Source organism: Streptomyces sp. NPDC088747, assembly GCF_044751025.1.
Taxonomy (GTDB): domain Bacteria; phylum Actinomycetota; class Actinomycetes; order Streptomycetales; family Streptomycetaceae; genus Streptomyces.
In genome coordinates this window covers 25,209-40,368 of record NZ_JBIVKZ010000007.1, presented here as the reverse complement: position 1 = coordinate 40,368, position 15,160 = coordinate 25,209, and the positions used below count along the sequence as shown (strand labels likewise).

The 15,160-nt window shown below is 70.7% G+C and carries 12 protein-coding genes; 8 read left to right on the top strand and 4 right to left on the bottom strand.

The features are described from left to right. Position 1 precedes the first annotated feature (1 nt). The 5 genes from ACIP79_RS18220 (at position 2) to ACIP79_RS18200 (ending at position 8,443) form a co-directional block, all read left to right on the top strand. The gene (locus ACIP79_RS18220; RefSeq protein ID WP_401224384.1) at positions 2-2,131 is read left to right on the top strand and encodes a hydantoinase/oxoprolinase family protein; all 2,130 of its coding nucleotides are present in this window, start codon (positions 2-4) and stop codon (positions 2,129-2,131) included. Then, the gene (locus ACIP79_RS18215) at positions 2,128-2,727 is read left to right on the top strand and encodes a hypothetical protein (RefSeq protein ID WP_401224381.1); all 600 of its coding nucleotides are present in this window, start codon (positions 2,128-2,130) and stop codon (positions 2,725-2,727) included. The genes ACIP79_RS18220 and ACIP79_RS18215 overlap by 4 nt, the downstream gene beginning before the upstream one ends. A 3-nt stretch (positions 2,728-2,730) precedes the next feature. After that, a complete protein-coding gene (locus ACIP79_RS18210) occupies positions 2,731-4,011 on the top strand; it encodes a TRAP transporter large permease subunit (RefSeq protein WP_401224379.1) in 1,281 nt (426 codons plus the stop codon). A gap of 47 nt (positions 4,012-4,058) precedes the next feature. Further along, positions 4,059-5,060, top strand: a complete 1,002-nt coding sequence (locus tag ACIP79_RS18205; protein WP_401224377.1) for a hypothetical protein — start codon at positions 4,059-4,061, stop codon at positions 5,058-5,060. Between the two features lie 254 nt (positions 5,061-5,314). Then, the gene (locus tag ACIP79_RS18200; RefSeq protein WP_401224376.1) at positions 5,315-8,443 is read left to right on the top strand and encodes a discoidin domain-containing protein; all 3,129 of its coding nucleotides are present in this window, start codon (positions 5,315-5,317) and stop codon (positions 8,441-8,443) included. Between the two features lie 202 nt (positions 8,444-8,645). Here the strand turns inward: ACIP79_RS18200 and ACIP79_RS18195 are convergent, their stop codons facing one another. Further along, positions 8,646-9,206 (bottom strand): SMI1/KNR4 family protein, encoded by a 561-nt coding sequence (locus tag ACIP79_RS18195; RefSeq protein WP_401224373.1) that lies wholly within the window; start codon positions 9,204-9,206, stop codon positions 8,646-8,648. Positions 9,207-9,566: 360 nt separating this feature from the next. On the opposite strand from ACIP79_RS18195, the gene ACIP79_RS18190 reads away from it, so the two are divergent. Further along, a complete protein-coding gene (locus tag ACIP79_RS18190) occupies positions 9,567-10,814 on the top strand; it encodes an MFS transporter (protein WP_387187392.1) in 1,248 nt (415 codons plus the stop codon). A gap of 2 nt (positions 10,815-10,816) precedes the next feature. On the opposite strand, the gene ACIP79_RS18185 is transcribed toward ACIP79_RS18190, so the two are convergent. After that, a complete protein-coding gene (locus ACIP79_RS18185) occupies positions 10,817-11,740 on the bottom strand; it encodes an SDR family NAD(P)-dependent oxidoreductase (RefSeq protein ID WP_401224371.1) in 924 nt (307 codons plus the stop codon). Positions 11,741-12,239: 499 nt separating this feature from the next. Between ACIP79_RS18185 and ACIP79_RS18180 the strand changes: the two genes are divergently transcribed. Then, the gene (locus ACIP79_RS18180) at positions 12,240-12,632 is read left to right on the top strand and encodes an ATP-binding protein (protein ID WP_401224369.1); all 393 of its coding nucleotides are present in this window, start codon (positions 12,240-12,242) and stop codon (positions 12,630-12,632) included. Positions 12,633-12,656: 24 nt separating this feature from the next. On the opposite strand, the gene ACIP79_RS18175 is transcribed toward ACIP79_RS18180, so the two are convergent. Further along, entirely contained in the window at positions 12,657-13,397 is a 741-nt protein-coding gene (locus ACIP79_RS18175) for a VOC family protein (RefSeq protein ID WP_401224366.1), read from the bottom strand. A 226-nt stretch (positions 13,398-13,623) separates the two neighbouring features. Here ACIP79_RS18175 and ACIP79_RS18170 point away from each other — a divergent pair, with 226 nt between their 5' ends. After that, positions 13,624-14,388, top strand: coding sequence for an SDR family NAD(P)-dependent oxidoreductase (locus ACIP79_RS18170; protein WP_401224364.1), 765 nt, complete (start codon positions 13,624-13,626; stop codon positions 14,386-14,388). A 55-nt stretch (positions 14,389-14,443) separates the two neighbouring features. On the opposite strand, the gene ACIP79_RS18165 is transcribed toward ACIP79_RS18170, so the two are convergent. After that, entirely contained in the window at positions 14,444-15,052 is a 609-nt protein-coding gene (locus ACIP79_RS18165) for a TetR/AcrR family transcriptional regulator (RefSeq protein WP_401224362.1), read from the bottom strand. Positions 15,053-15,160: the final 108 nt, after the last annotated feature.

Here is a 15,160-nt window from a genome sequence, read left to right as displayed (position 1 = left end):
CATGAACACTCCCCGCATCCGCGTCGGCATCGACGTGGGCGGAACCTTCACCGACGCCGTGGCCGTGGACGCCACGACCCTCGAACTCCTGGGGCAGGTAAAGGTCCCCACCAGCCACCATCACCAGGACGGTGTCGCACACGGCATCGTCGAGGCGCTCGACCGGCTCCTGGAGCACACCGGCCGAGCCCCTGCCGACGTGGCCTTCCTGGCGCACGGCACGACCCAGGCCACCAACGCCCTTCTGGAGGGCGACGTGGCGACCGTCGGACTGATCGGCATCGGGACCGGTCCCGCGGCGGTGCTCACCCGCCGCCTCGCCTCGTTCGGCAAGCTCGAACTCACCCCCGGCAAGCGGCTTCCGCTGCTCTACGCGCATGTCGCCGACCCCCAGGACACGGCGGCCGTCCGCCGAGCCGTCGAGCAGCTCAAGGGCGAAGGCGCCCAAGTCCTGGTCGCCAGCCAGCCGTTCAGCGTCGACCGCCCCGAGGGCGAACAGGCCGTCCTGGACGCGGCACGCCCCTACGGGCTGCCGATGACCGCCGCGCACGAGATCACCTCGCTGTACGGGCTGCACAAACGCACCCGCACCGCCGTCATCAACGCGGCGATCCTGCCCCGGATGCTGGCCACCGCCGACCTCGTCGACGCCTCCATCACCAAGGCGGGCGTGACCGCGCCCCTGATGGTGATGCGCTGCGACGGCGGTGTGATGGCGCTCGACGAGATGCGCCGTCGGCCGCTACTGACGGTCCTGTCGGGTCCTGCCGCCGGAGTCGCGGGCGCGCTGATGCGCGAGCGGGTGAGCGAGGGCGTGTTCCTGGAGACCGGGGGCACCTCGACCGACATCAGCGTCGTACGCCGCGGCAAGGTCGCCGTCCGGCACGCCACCATCCTCGGCAAGACCTCGTACCTGAACGCCCTCGACGTGCGCACCGTCGGCGTCGGCGGCGGCTCCATGGTGCGGATCGGCGACGGCCGGGTGACGGGTGTGGGACCGCGCAGCGCCCACATCGCGGGCCTGCCGTACGCCTGTTTCGCCTCCCCCGACCAGCTGCGCGACGCCAGGCTGGAAACCGTCAGGCCGATGGACGGCGACCCCGCCGACCACGCCGTGCTCGACGCGGCGGGCGGGCGGTTCGCCATCACCATGACCTGTGCCGCCAACGCTCTCGGCCGCGTCCCCGAGGGCGACTTCGCCCGCTGCGACCCCGAGACCGCACGCGCCGCGATCGCGCCGCTGGCCGCCGCGCTCGGCACCGACGTCGCGACCGCGGCCTCGCGGATCCTCGACGCGGGCGTCGCACAGGTGAGGACGGTGGTGGACGCCATGATCCGCGACTACCGCCTCGACAAGGACACGGCGGTCCTCGTCGGCGGAGGAGGCGGCGCCGCGTCCGTCACCCCGCACCTCGCCGACTCCAGCGGAATGGAGGGCCGGATCGCCCGTGACAACGAGGTCATCAGCCCCATCGGCGTCGCCCTGGCACTCGTCCGGGAACAGATCGAGCGGATCGTGCCCGGCGCCTCGCAGGAGCAGATCCTCGCGATCCGGGCCGAGGCGGAGCGGGCGGTCGTCGCGCAGGGCGCCGCGGCCGAAGGCGTCGAGGTCGAAGTCACCGTCGACCCGCAGACCAACACCGTGCGCGCCGTCGCGACCGGCGCCACCGAACTGCGCACCCAGGACCGGGCCCACCGCGCCGACGACACCGAGCGCCTCCGCGCCGCGGCGGCCAGCCTCAAGACCGACCCCGCGGCGGTCCAGGTCCTCGCCGGTACGGCCGCCCACACCGTCTACGGCACCCAGACGCACCGCCGGCTGCGGCCGACCCGCCGACCCGTCCGGATCGTCGACGCGGACGGCGTCGTACGCCACCACGCCGCCGACGCCCGCGTGGAGACCACCACCGTGGCGGGCGCCCCCGAGGTGCTCGCCCGACTGGTGGGCGAGTCCACCTCGTACGGCGACGGCGGGGTACGCGCTCCCGCGCTGCGGCTGCTGCTCGGTTCGCGCATCGCCGACCTGTCCGGCGTCCTCGACCCCCAGCCGCTGCTCGCCCTGGCCCGCAGCGAGTTGCGGGCCCGTGCCGCCGACGAGCCGGTGGTCGCGGTCCTGGAGGTGCGGTCATGACGGCGCCCGAACTCACTCTTCAGAAGGCCGAGTTGACGGATCTTTCGGCCGTCGACGACATCGAGTGGGGCGTCCGGCTCCTGGCGGCGACACCCACCCACGAGGGCCGCGACCGTGAGCTGCTGCGCCAATGGGCGTGCAGGGCAGACGAGTTCGGTTCCGGGCTCGCCGCCGTCACGTCCACCGCGAGGGTCGTCGAGCGGGACGGCGGTGTGCGGGAGATGCTGCTCGCCCGCTACACGTCACGCCCCCAGACGGTCGAGCTGTACACCGACACGCTGGCCCTCGCCGAGGAGTTGATCGACGCCCGCGGCTGGCGCGCCTGGTACCCGCCGGGTTCGATGCGCGCGGCGGCGCTCGCCCACGAGGCCGTGCACGCCCACCTCCACCACGGTCCGGCGAAGGCCGCGCTCAAGCAGGCTCTCGACCACACCGTGCTGCGCCTGGGACGTCACCGCCTGGCCGGCCATGTCGCCGGCGCCGAGGAGGTCGCCGCGCACGCCTACGCCCGAACCGTCTGCGGTCTCGGCCGTAGCCCCCTGCTCGTCACCGCCGCGCTGCGCGCGGCACTCACCCGGCCCGGAAGAGAGAACTGACCCATGGGTGTCGTCATCCTTCTCGTCATGGCGGCCGGCGTCGCCCTGATGCTCACCCGCAGACTGCCCACCGCCTTCGCGCTGGCCCTGCTCGCCATCGCCATCGCCTTCCTCGCCGGGGCACCGCTCACCGGCGAGAACAGCGTGCTGGACACCGTCCTCCAGGAAGGCGCGCCCGCCCTGGCCGCCACCATGATCGCCATCATTCTGGGCTCCTGGCTGGGCAAACTCCTCGACGAGACCGGCATCGCGGGCACCCTCGTCCGCAAGATCGTCGAGTTCGGCGGAGACCGGCCGACCGTGGTGGCCCTCGGCGTCCTCGCCGTGTCCGCCCTCGTCGGTACGGTGACGGGCTCGGCCCCCGCGGCCATGCTCGCCGGCATCATCGGCATCCCCGCCATGATCGCCGTCGGGGTGCCGAAGGTGACCGCCGCGGGCACGGTGCTGATGGGCATCGCCGTGGGCATCCCCTTCGAGCTGCCGGTGTGGCAGTTCTTCTCCACCGCGCTGGAACTGCCGATCCCGACCGTGCGCGGCTTCATGGTGAAGCTCTTCCCGTTCGCGCTCGCCGCCGCCCTCGCCTTCGTCCTCATCGAGACCCGGCGGCGCGGCACCGAGCACGCCTGGTCCCTCAAGTCCCTGGATGAGAGGCCCCGTTCACGACGCGAGGAGCTGGGCGACGCACCCTGGTACGCGCTCCTCGCCCCGGCGATCCCGCTCGTCCTCGCGCTGGGCTTCGAAATCGCCATCATCCCCTCGCTGTTGGCGGGCGTCCTGTACGCGCTGTTCACCACGACCCGCCCCGGCGAACTGAACAAGCGCCTGCTGCGCACCCTGTACGGCGGCCTCGAGGTGGCGGCCCCGCCGATCGCCCTGTTCATCGCCATCGGCATCCTGCTCGCGGCGGTGAAGCTGCCCGGCGCCGTCGACGCGCTCGAACCGCTCGTGAAGGCCGTCAGCCCGCAGAACCCCGTGGTGTTCGTCCTCGTCTTCACGCTCCTGGTCCCGCTCTGCCTCTACCGCGGACCCCTCAACGTGTTCGGGCTCGGCGCCGGTATCGCCGGCGTGCTCATCGCCACCGGCATCTACCCCGCGGTCGCCGTCCTCGGCATGACCACCTCGTACAACCAGGTGTTCGGCGTCGCCGACCCCACCAGCACGCAGACCGTGTGGAGCGCCCAGTACGCGGGCGTCACTCCACAGCAGGTCATGGCGCGCACCCTGCCGTACGTCTGGGCGGTCGCCCTCGGCGGCCTGTGCGTCACCGCCGCCACCTACCTCTGAGACCGCAACCCCGCAGAGCCGCACACCTTCTGGCATTGGAGACCACCATGCACGAGCAGCACCTCGACCGGCGTCTCTTCCTGCGAGCCACCGCCGCCACCGCAGCCGCGCTCACCGTCGGAACGGCCCTGGGCGCCCAGCCCGCGGCCGCGGCGCCCGGCGGATTCCCCGACTACACCTACGTCCGCACGCTCCTGACGCCGTCTCAGCTGAAGTACAACCCCACCGGCGAGATCATCTTCCCCTGCATCCGGGGTGTCTACGACAAGTTGAGCTCGCCGCTCGGCCGTTACTACCTGTACTACGCGCCGCACGACGCGCCCGGTGGCATCTGCCTGGCCTACGGCGACTCGCTGGAAGGCCCGTTCACGGAGTACCCGTCGAACCCGATCGTCTCCAACAACTGGTCCCCGCACTACTCCGTCAGCCACGTCTCCTCCCCCCACGTGCTGTGGAACGCGGACGCCAAGGAGTTCTGGCTGTACTTCCACGGCGAGAACACCACAACCCGCCTCGCCCGTTCTGCCGATGGAATCCACTTCACGTACGACAAGGTCGTCCTGTCGGCGTCGATGCTCCCGGCGGGCACCACGGAGACGTCGTACGCCCGCGTCTTCCGCCACGACCTGCCCTCACGCGGCGCCCGCTACGTGATGGTCTTCATGCTCAACAACACCACCAACCACCGTGACATCCACTGGGGTTGGTCCGCCGACGGCCGCGCGTGGACCTACGACCAGCAGCCGCTGATCCGGCACGGCGACGTCGGCGCGGTCAACGTGGGCGGCCCGCACCTCCTCCACCGCGACAACAGCACGTACGTCGTCTACAACAAGGACAAGGCGAGCGGCGGCGACATCATGATCACCGAGGTCGGCAACGACTTCAGCAAGCGAAGCCACCTCGGGGTCTTCTACAACTCACGCAGCGCCGCTCCGGAGAACGGGCGTGCCGCGGCGCCTTCCTTCGGCACCGACGGCGGCGTCCCGTACATGATTTTCGAGGCGGGAGAGCGGCTCGCCGGGGCCATCGCTCTGGCCAGGGGCTGACCCGGCCGGGCCGCCGACTCAGCGACCCCGGAAGGCCACGCCGCGAGGCTCAAAAGCCCTCGCCGCGAGAGACAGAAGGCCGCCCCGCGAGGCCCCGGAGAGCCTCCTCGGTGACGCCCGGGACGGCGTCACCGGGGACGGGCCCCGCGCGCGAGCCGCCGAATACCGCACGGTCAGCAAGAGCCTTGACGTGCGGTATTCGGCGGCCACAAAATGACCAGACACTTTGACAACGTTGTCGAGAGGTTCAGCCGATGTCGCAGCACGCCATGGGATTCACTCGCCGCCAAGCCGTGCAGTTGCTCGGCGCATCCGGCATCGCGGCCGGGATCCCGCTCGCGTCGGGCGCGGGGCGGGCGTCCGCCGCGACCCCTACGACAGCCCCGGCATCGGACCCCGTCTCCGACACGTACTACCGCGTCCTGCTCTCCCACACACGCTGGTCCGAGGAGCAGTGGGACGCGGCCCAGGGCCACTACACCGACAAGGACTTCGGTTTCGCGGTCGTCCTCGGCAACGCCGTCCTGCTGACCCGGGGCCCCTACGACGCCGAGCGTGCCGGAGTCGACAGGGACACCCTGCGCGCCAGGACCCTCGCCACGCTGAAGTACTTCGCGGCCGCCAACCGGCTCGCCGGCGGCACTCTTTGGGGGCGCAGGCTGTTCTGGGACAGCACGTTCCAGTCGTACTTCGTGCTCGCGGCCCGCCTGCTGTGGGACGACCTCGACGAGGCGACGCGCCGGAACGTCGACTCCATCGCCCGCGAACAGGCGGAGTTCACCACGCAGTTGGGCACGAGCGACGATCCCGACTCGGGCGGCTGGACCCCGCACGGGCTGAGCGGCGGTTTCGACGGCGACACCAAGCTGGAGGAGATGGGGGTCTACACCCAGTCGCTGGCCCCCGGTCTGGCCTGGGCGAGCGATGATCCGCGCCACGAGGCCTGGCGGGCGGCGTTCGGCCGGTGGGCCCGCAACGAGGCGGGCCTGCCCGCGGCGGACCTCGCCAACCCGGCCCGGGTGGACGGGGTCGCCGTCAGCGCGAACACCGCTCAGAACCTCTACGACACGTTCATCGTCGAGAACCACGGCTCGTTCGGCCCGCACTACCAGCAGGAACTCTGGCGCACGTCGGGACGCAACAGCGCCCACTTCCTCACCGCCGGCCGGCCGCTGCCCCAGGTCCTCACGGCGCAGCCGAACGCCGGCCTGCTGTGGCGCACCCTGCTCGGGGTCATGAGCGACGCCGGAGAGCCCTTGATGCCGATGGTCGCCGACCGTGAGCACCTCTACGGCCGGGACGTCATTCCGCTCGCCTTCCTCGCCCAGGTCGCGGGTGACCGTGCGGCGGCCCGCTGCGAAGTGGCCCTGGCCGAGCGGCTGGAGGCATACCAGCAGTACCCGCCGCAGTACCGGCTCGCGAAGTTCTCGGGCGAGCCCAAGTACGAGCCGGAGGCCCGCGCCGAACTGGCCATCAGCTACCTCCTGCACGAGTGGCGGGCCCGGTCGGGACAGGCGCCCGTGCGTCCCCTGTCGGAGCGCGAGCTCTTCGACCTGGCGAGCGGTGTCGCCGACTACGGCACGGGTCCCGGCCTCGTCTCCCACCAGTCACCGGGCGCGTGGGCCGGCGTCGTCAGCAAGCCCGGCTTCGTCAAGTTCGCCTGGCAACCGGCCCATGACGACTGGCTGTTCGCACTCAGCGGTACGACGCCGATGTTCCTGCCCGGCATCGGTGCCAAGGTCACGGGGCGTTCGGTCGTCACGTACTCACGGCCGCGGGACGGGTTCGACGGCAGCGCGAGCCTGCTCACGCTGGACCAGGGGTACGCGGGGTTCACCACGTTGCCGTCCGGTGCCGTGGTGTACGCGACCTCCGGAACGGCTTACGGCGAAGGCCACTTGGAGGTGCACAACCTCAGCATGCCCGGGGTGCCGGGGCTGGACGGGAACCGGACCTATCGGGTGACCGAGGGGAGCACGACGGTCACGGCCGGGAGCGGTACCGGCACGTCCGCCGGGCCACGGGTCGACGAACTCACTTTCCCACGCGGCCAGTTCCGCTATCTGCGCATGCTCGGGGTGCGCCCCGACCCGACGTACGGCTATTCGCTGTACGCCTTCGAGATACGTGACGGTGCCTCGGGCGACGACCTGGCCCGTGCGGCAGGGACGGTGGCCTCCGCCTCCTCCTTCGACCCGGGCAAGGAACCCGCCCTCGCCGTCGACGGCAACGCCACCAGCCGCTGGGCGGTTTCGCGCACGGACCGTCCCCGTACGGACAGTTGGATCGCCGTCGACCTGGGCGCGCCCCGGGACGTGGACCGGGTGACGCTTCGCTGGGAGTCCGCTGCGGGCCGTGCGTACCGGATCGAGGGATCGGCCGACGGGCAGCGGTGGACCGAGCTGGCCGCCTGGCCGCGGCCGGACCTCACCAGCCGGGGCGGATGGCTGGACATCGACGGCCGGGCGGGGCTCGTCGTTCGCGGGGGCACCAACCCGCTCTCCGTGTACGGCGACACGGTCGTCCTCTCCGACGGTCCTGCCGAAAGCGTGCTGATCGAGGCCCTTCCCGGCGCGACGCGCGACGAACTCCGTGCCGCGGCCGCCCACCCAACCCCGTCGGCGCAGTCCGCTCAGGTGAAGGCCGCTGTCACCGACCACCACCTGAGCCTGTTCAACCTCTCCTCGGAGGCGGTGACCACGACCGTGACGATCCCGGGTTCGTCCGCCGCGGGGATCCGCCTCTACGAAGGTGTGCAGACCGTCACCGCGTCGGGAACCGCTCTCCATGCCGAACTGTCCGCCGCCTCCGCCACCCTGGCGCCGGCCCGCGTCGTCCTCACGGGCACCCGCGTTCCTGTGGGCCTCCGCGCCGAGGTGTGTGACGGCCGTACCGTACGGCTCAGCGGGCCGTCCTGCCACGTCGTCGTCTCCGCGCAGGGCAGGAGCGTCGGTGCCTCGGTCCGTGCGGGCCGTACGACCACCGTCACCGTGCCGCGCGCCACGGCCTACCCCCTCGCCGACCTGGCACTCGGCCGCACCGTCTTCCCGACGGCACCGCTGCCGCCCGGCATGACGGACCCCAGGGCCGCGGTCGACGGCGACGCGGGCACCGCGTGGTCCCCCGGTCCCGACGGCCGCATGGTCGTCGACCTGGGCGCCGAACAGCACATCACCGAGATCCGGACGCAGTGGCGAGGTGGCGAAGTCCCGCCGTCTCAGGTCGAGTTCAGCGCGGACGGTCGCACATACAGCGGCGCGGCCCGCCTGTCGGCGCGCGGAGTCCTGCGCACCGACACCACGGCCCGCTACGTGGCGCTTCGCGTCACCGGATCATCCACGCGAGGCGCCTCACTCGTCGCGCTCAACATCGGGCAGGAGTGACCGCCGGCATTGTCCAGCAGTGACCCCCCGGCCGACCGCCCTGAAGTTCGGGGCGGTCGGCCGGGGGCAAGGAAAAGGGGACGGCTCGGGATTCGTACGGCCCCTCAGGACGGCCCGCCTCCGGTGCGTACGGCTCCAAGGACGGCCCGATCAGATGCCGGTCGGGACGGGCAGTGGACCACGGCTCACCGGCGTGGTTCGATCACGCGACGTCGAACCAGGGCTTGTTCGCCGCCCAGTGGGCGACCCAACCCGCGAACCCGGCCTCAGCGGTGGTGAAGCCGAACCGCGCCCCGAAGGGAACAGCGCCGACGTCACTGATCATCCAGACGTGCCCCCGGTGCGGACCGGTGACGACGAGGTGCCAGTTCATCGCGCATCCGTCGGTGCCGAGAACGATCGAGCCGTGGTTGTAGACCCGTTCAAGGATCTCGTCAGTGTCCTCGGCCGGCTCGGAGTCCTCCTCCCACATCCACGCCTCCGTCAGCGGGAACGGTCTGCTCAGGTCGCGCTCCTCCTCTTCACCACCCCAGTCGTCCGGCACCTCTGCCACCGACAGCAGTCCGTAGTCGGGCGGACCGGAGTACGAACCGTCCGTTGTCTCAGCGACAAAGGTCCGATACGGCTCGGGCAACACGATCCCCTGCTCCGCCTCGAAGGCACGCACCCCCTCCCACCCCAGAGCCGACTCCCCCATGTCATCGACATCGAACGCGGCCCGTATCGCCGCCAGTTCAGCGGGATCCGCATGATCAGTGTTCATCCGGAATGGATACCACCTCGCACCGACAAGACCTCGGGATGACGTCGTAGCGAGCAAGCCACCCCACCCCCACCTCGTTGACCAGGATAAATACGGACGTTCGACTGGAGTACAGTCCTCCCCGGGGAGAGCCGGCCGGGCCTGAGGGATCGGGCGTGACCCAGGTCACGAAGGTCTGGTACTCGATGTCGGTATGCCGGGCCGCTCTGTTTCTACCGCTGCCTTCGTCGGCTCGGTCTGTTCCGAGGTTGCCGGGCAATGGTGCTCAGCGCGACGGGCCGTGGAGGGTCCGGGAATGTCCCTGGGCTCGCCCGCAACCCCCATTCACCGGACCTCTGTCTCCGAAAGGCCTCCCGCACCATGCCCCTGGCACTGCTGGCCCTGGCCGTCGTCGCGTTCGGCATCGGCACCACCGAGTTCGCCACGATGGGGCTGCTCCCCCAGATCGCCGACGGGGTCGGGGTCTCCGTGCCGCACGCCGGCAACCTCGTCTCGGCGTACGCGCTCGGGGTCGTCGTCGGCGCCCCCGTCCTGACGGGCCTCGGCGCGCGCATACCCCACAAGCGACTGCTGCTGCTCCTGTCCACGCTGTTCGTGGTCGGCAACGCCGCGTCCGCGCTCGCGCCCGACTTCGGTCTGCTCTTCGCCGCACGCTTCCTGGCGGGCCTGCCGCACGGAGCGCTGTTCGGCGTCGGCGCGGTCGTCGCCTCCCGGCTGGTCGCCCCCGAGCGCGCGGCTCGCGCGGTATCGAAGATGTTCCTCGGACTGACCGTCGCGAACATCGTCGGCGTACCGGCCAGTACGGCCCTCGGACAGCAGCTCGGCTGGCGCTCCGCCTACTGGGCGGTCGCCGTCATCGGCCTTTTCGCCCTCGTCGCCCTGGCCTTCTTCGTTCCCCACCAGCCACGCGGGCAGCAGTCGGGGATCCGGCACGAGCTGCGGGCGATGGGAAACAGGCAGGTCGCGATCGGCCTCGGCACCGCCGTCATCGGGTTCGGCGGGTTCTTCGCCGTCTACAGCTACCTGGTTCCCATGCTGACGAACCTGACCGGCATATCCGACTCCTCGACCACCCTGGTCCTCGCGCTCTACGGCGTCGGCATGACCGCCGGCACACTGATCGCGGGCCCGCTCACCGACCGCGCACTTCGGCCTACGCTCTACGGGGGACTCGCCCTGCTCGCCGGAGGGCTGGTGACGTTCTTCTTCACCGTCCACCACACCGTGCCCGCCCTGATCACGATCGTTTTCATCGGTGCGATGGGCGCCCTCATCACCACGCCCGTCCAGATGCTCCTCATGGCCAAGGCGAAGAACGCTCCCACCATGGCGGCGGCCTCCAACCACTCCGCCTTCAACCTCGCGAACGCCGGCGGCGCCTGGCTCGGCGGCCTGGTCATCTCGGCGGGATGGGGCTGGGCCGCGCCCAACCTGGTCGGCGCGGCCCTGGCCGTGGCCGGCCTCGGTCTCGCCTTCACGGGCGGCCTGATGGACCGGGGCGGACCTCGTTCCAAGACGATCACATCACCCGCGGGAGAAGCCTCCGCGTCGGCGGCCCCGGAAGACTCGGCGGCCCCGGAAGACACCGTGCCGCAGCGCACGCCGTAGGGCTATTTGCAGAGTCCAAGGGCCCGGACACGGGCCCTGACCGGGCGTGCCGCGGTGGCGTCATCGCGCTTCGGGTAGTGGCGGCGCAGGTTGGCGGCGAGGATGCGGTCGAGCGTGCGGTCGGACAGGATCCGGGCCAGCCGGGTGACCACGGCGGCATCACGGCCCGCGGTATAGCGGGTACGGGGCCTGCGGGTCGTCACGGCCTTCGCGATGATCCGGGCGGCGGCGTCGGCGGTCAGGCCCGACGCGGTACCCGAGGTCATCAACTCGTTGTTCGCCCGGACCAGACTCCCGTAGCGCTCCTCCTGGTCCGGCGTCATCCGGCCGGCCAGTCGGTTCGCCGTCGCGACACCGCGCGCGGCCATCTCCGTGCGGACGCCGCCGGGTTCGATCACGACCACCTGTACGCCCAGCGGCGCGACCTCGCGGCGCAGCGAGTCGCTGACCGCCTCCAGGGCGAACTTCGCACCGGCGTACGCGCCGTAGGTCGCCATCGCGACCGTGCCGCCGATCGAACTGATGTTGATCACACGCCCGTTGGCACGCAGCAGCGCCGGCAGTAGCGCCTGGGTGACGGCGATGTGGCCGAACAGGTTCACCTCGAAAACGTGCCGCCACTGCGCCATCGGCAGGGCTTCGACCGGGGCGTTCACCTGGATGCCGGCATTGTTCACGAGTGCGTGCAGCGCGCGCGGGTCGTCGGCGACCCGCGCGGCGAGCGCCTCCACCTGCTCGGACTTGGTGATGTCGAGGATGACCGGCTCGATGCCGGTCGACCGGATGGCATCGGCGTCACGCTCGCGCCGCACGCCGGCCAGGACGTGGAACCCCTGGCGAGCCAGTTCACGGGCGGCTGACGCGCCCATGCCCGTGGAGGCTCCGGTCACGACGATCAGCTTCTGATTTTCAGATGACGTTGTCACATCGACTACGGTACCGGTTCAGATGACACTGTCAACCGTACGATCGCTTTCGTCGACTTCTCGGGAACACGTCGAGGGGCCCTGGTGCCGTATGGCACCAGGGCCCCGAAGGAACTGCTACACCATCTGCCGGCCCTACTGCCGCGCCGGCCTACTTGCTTCCGCTGACCCGACCAACCTGCCGTCGGGAACGCGGGGATCGCGGTTGCTCGACCGGAGACCACCTCACTGTCGATGTCCTGCGGTACCCGGGCTCAGCAGTTCCGCCCAGGCGATCCTGATGGCGCTCGACTTCCTCCGCTCTTACTGCGTCTCTGGGCTATGGAAGAAACTATAGCCAGGCGATCTCCTAATGTCTACTCTCGTCAACATAGATTTTGAGAGGTTCGCCAACCAGGTAATCGCCCTCCGCACAATGACCCAGGTTGATCGGGCACAGCCGGGGCATCAGATCGGCAGGCCTACAGGTATGGACGATCCGGAGACCAGGGTGCCTCTGATGGACACGATGAGCGTGAGCGCCGCATCCGCCCGTTCCGAGACCTCCGCCGCGGGCGCACGCCAGAGAGCCCGGGCCTTCATCGAAGGGCTCGGAGAGCGGCCCGCCGTGGCGGGGGCCGCCGACGCCGTCGTCCTGGTCGTCTCCGAACTCGTCACAAATGCCCTCCGCCACGGCGGCGGCACCTGCACCCTGAATCTGACCGCCCACCCGGGCACCATCGAGGTGGCCGTGCACGACCACAGCCCCCAGGCGCCCCGTCTCCGCGACCCCGACCTGACCGGCGGCACCGGAGGATTCGGCTGGGCCATGGTCAAGCGCCTCGCCCGCGCCACCGCGGTCACCCGCGGAACGGGCGACGGCAAGACCGTGAGCGCCCTCCTCGCCTGGTGACGCCAAGGCATCGGCGCCTCCCCGTCAGGACAGAGCGAGGACACAGAACTCGTGCCCCTCCGGATCGACCAGACACGTCCACGGGACATCGCCCTGGCCCAGGTCGAGGTCGGTGGCGCCGAGATCCCGCAGCCGTGCCACCTCCGCCGCCTTGTCGTCACCCGGGTACGGCAGCAGGTCGAGATGTACGCGGTCCGGCACGGTCTTCACGCCGGGCGAGCGGAGAAATTCGAGGTAGGGGCCGGAACCCTTGGCGGAGCGCAGTACCGCCTGGTCGTCGGACACGTCCCGCACGACCCAGTCCGTCGCCTCGCCCCAGAACCGGGCCATGGCCCGTGGGTCCGCACAGTCGACCACCACCGCGGCGATCGGTCCGGTGTCCCGGTAGACCTCCCGGGGCTCCAGCACACAGAACTCGTTGCCCTCCGGGTCGGCGAGGACCGTCCACGGCACGTCACCCTGGCCGACGTGCACGGGCGTCGCACCGGCAGTCCGCAGGCGCGCCACCAACTCCGCCTGATGGGCCTCGGAGGTGGTGGCGAGATCGAGATGCAGACGGTTCTTCGTCGCCGTCTTGGGTTCCGGAACGGGAACGACGTCGACGCCGACGGCGACCGGGTCCGGCCAGACGAGACCACCGGCGGGTCCCACGTAGGTGGTCACGCCGGGGCTGTACGCGCTCCAGCCGAGCGCCGCCGCCCAGAACCGGCCGACCGCCGGGGCGTCAAGGGCCTTGATGTTCACCTGAACAGGTCGCAACGCCATGCCGGCAATCCTATGCACCCCGCAGGAAGAGCCAAGCACTCTCGGATGAGGTGCCGAGCACTCCCCGGATGACTGAATACCACCTGTTTTTTGGACTTGCAGGTCCATTTTGTTCGTCGCACAGTGGCACTCCGCCCTGGCTTCCCATAGCCCCGACCGGTCGAACGCGCCATGTGTGGTTCGACCGTGCGGTCCGTGGCGGAGATCGAAACGAACGGAGTGGACCATGTCGACGCGCCTTGAGGGCAAGACCGCCCTGGTGACCGGAGCGACCAGCAACATCGGACGAGCCATCGCGGAGGCCTTCGCCGCCGAGGGGGCGCATGTCGTCGTCTCGGGCCGCAGCGCCGGACGCGGCCAGGAGGTCATCGACGGCATCCGCGCCCGAGGGGGCCGCGCCGACTTCGTACGGGCCGCCCTGGACGGCAGCGCCGCCGCGTCGCGCGCCCTGGCCGAGGAGGCGACGCGGGTCCTCGGCGGCCGTATCGACATCCTGGTCAACAACGCGGGCATCTACCCCGGCGACCCCACTCCAGCCACCGATGAGAAGACCTTCGACGAGGTCTACACGGTCAACGTGAAGGCCCCGTTCTTCCTCACGGCAACCGTCGCCCCCGCGATGGCGGAGGCCGGTGGCGGAGCGATCATCAACCTGGGCTCCTGGATCGCGCGCCTCGGTATTCCGGTCGGCGCCCTCTACAGCTCCACCAAGGGAGCCGTGGAAACCCTCACCCGGGCCTGGGCGGCGGAGTTCGGACCGCGGGGTGTCCGGGTGAACGCGATCTCCCCGGGCGTCGTGCTGTCGCCCGCCCCCGGCGAGATCCACCCGGCCGAGGCCATGATGAAGGGCACCCCGGCGGGCCGGATGGGGACCCCCGACGCCATCGCGAACGCCGCCGTCTACCTGGCCAGTGACGAGTCCGCCTTCGTCCACGGCACCGTGCTCGACGTCGACGGCGGCCGCACCACCGCCGCCGTCATCGCCAACTGACACGCGGTGTCGCCCCGGGGCGGCGTTGATGCGGGAAGCGCTGTGTCGCAGGGGATCACGGACCGTCGCCGCCCGCGCGGCGCAGGTCCGTGATCCCCTGGCCGAGGGCGGCCCGCAAGTGGGTTGACTGACCGGTCGAGAGCAGGATCGACACGCCCCCTTGAATCGCGGCCAGCAGTGCGGCAGCCCTCGTATCGACATCGAGTTCGGCGGGAAGCCGCCCTGCGGCCTGCAACGACCGGATGCCCACCGCCAGGCTCTCCTGCCAGCGGCGCATCAACTCGACCACGATCGCCCGCGCTCCGGGGGTCGAGCGCCCGATCTGAAGGAACAGCGACCCGAGTGGACACTCGTCCCCCTGGGCCTCGTAACGCCTGATCACCACGTCCCGCCACTGCTCCCAGGCTTCCCACGAGTCCAGACGCCCCAGATACGGCTGCTGGTCCTCCATGACCTGATCGGCCTCGAACTGGGCCACCGCGACCAGGAGTTCGTCCTTGCCGGCCGGGAAATAGTGAAACAGCTGACTCTTGCTGGTGCTGGTCCGCGCCATGATGTCGTCCAGCGTCGCCGATCCGACACCCTTCTCCCGCAGCACCGCCGCGGCCCCTTCGACGATCCGGCCGCGTGTCGCCCTCCCCTTCGTCGTCAGCTCTCCACGCATGACCGCCTCCAGGAAATGGACTACGGAGTCCATTGTAGTCGGACGCCCCGGCAGAGGCTTACGGCCACGACTCCGCGGCGGGTGCGAGACCATGACCTCGCATCCGCA

Excerpts from the sequence above, each read along its gene's own strand:
- ACIP79_RS18220 (WP_401224384.1), top strand. The coding sequence starts at position 2 with ATGAACACTCCCCGCATCCGCGTCGGCATCGACGTGGGCGGAACCTTC.
- ACIP79_RS18215 (WP_401224381.1), top strand. The coding sequence starts at position 2,128 with ATGACGGCGCCCGAACTCACTCTTCAGAAGGCCGAGTTGACGGATCTT.
- ACIP79_RS18210 (WP_401224379.1), top strand. The coding sequence starts at position 2,731 with ATGGGTGTCGTCATCCTTCTCGTCATGGCGGCCGGCGTCGCCCTGATG.
- ACIP79_RS18205 (WP_401224377.1), top strand. The coding sequence starts at position 4,059 with ATGCACGAGCAGCACCTCGACCGGCGTCTCTTCCTGCGAGCCACCGCC.
- ACIP79_RS18200 (WP_401224376.1), top strand. The coding sequence starts at position 5,315 with ATGTCGCAGCACGCCATGGGATTCACTCGCCGCCAAGCCGTGCAGTTG.
- ACIP79_RS18195 (WP_401224373.1), bottom strand. The coding sequence starts at position 9,206 with ATGAACACTGATCATGCGGATCCCGCTGAACTGGCGGCGATACGGGCC.
- ACIP79_RS18190 (WP_387187392.1), top strand. The coding sequence starts at position 9,567 with ATGCCCCTGGCACTGCTGGCCCTGGCCGTCGTCGCGTTCGGCATCGGC.
- ACIP79_RS18180 (WP_401224369.1), top strand. The coding sequence starts at position 12,240 with ATGGACACGATGAGCGTGAGCGCCGCATCCGCCCGTTCCGAGACCTCC.
- ACIP79_RS18175 (WP_401224366.1), bottom strand. The coding sequence starts at position 13,397 with ATGGCGTTGCGACCTGTTCAGGTGAACATCAAGGCCCTTGACGCCCCG.
- ACIP79_RS18170 (WP_401224364.1), top strand. The coding sequence starts at position 13,624 with ATGTCGACGCGCCTTGAGGGCAAGACCGCCCTGGTGACCGGAGCGACC.
- ACIP79_RS18165 (WP_401224362.1), bottom strand. The coding sequence starts at position 15,052 with ATGCGTGGAGAGCTGACGACGAAGGGGAGGGCGACACGCGGCCGGATC.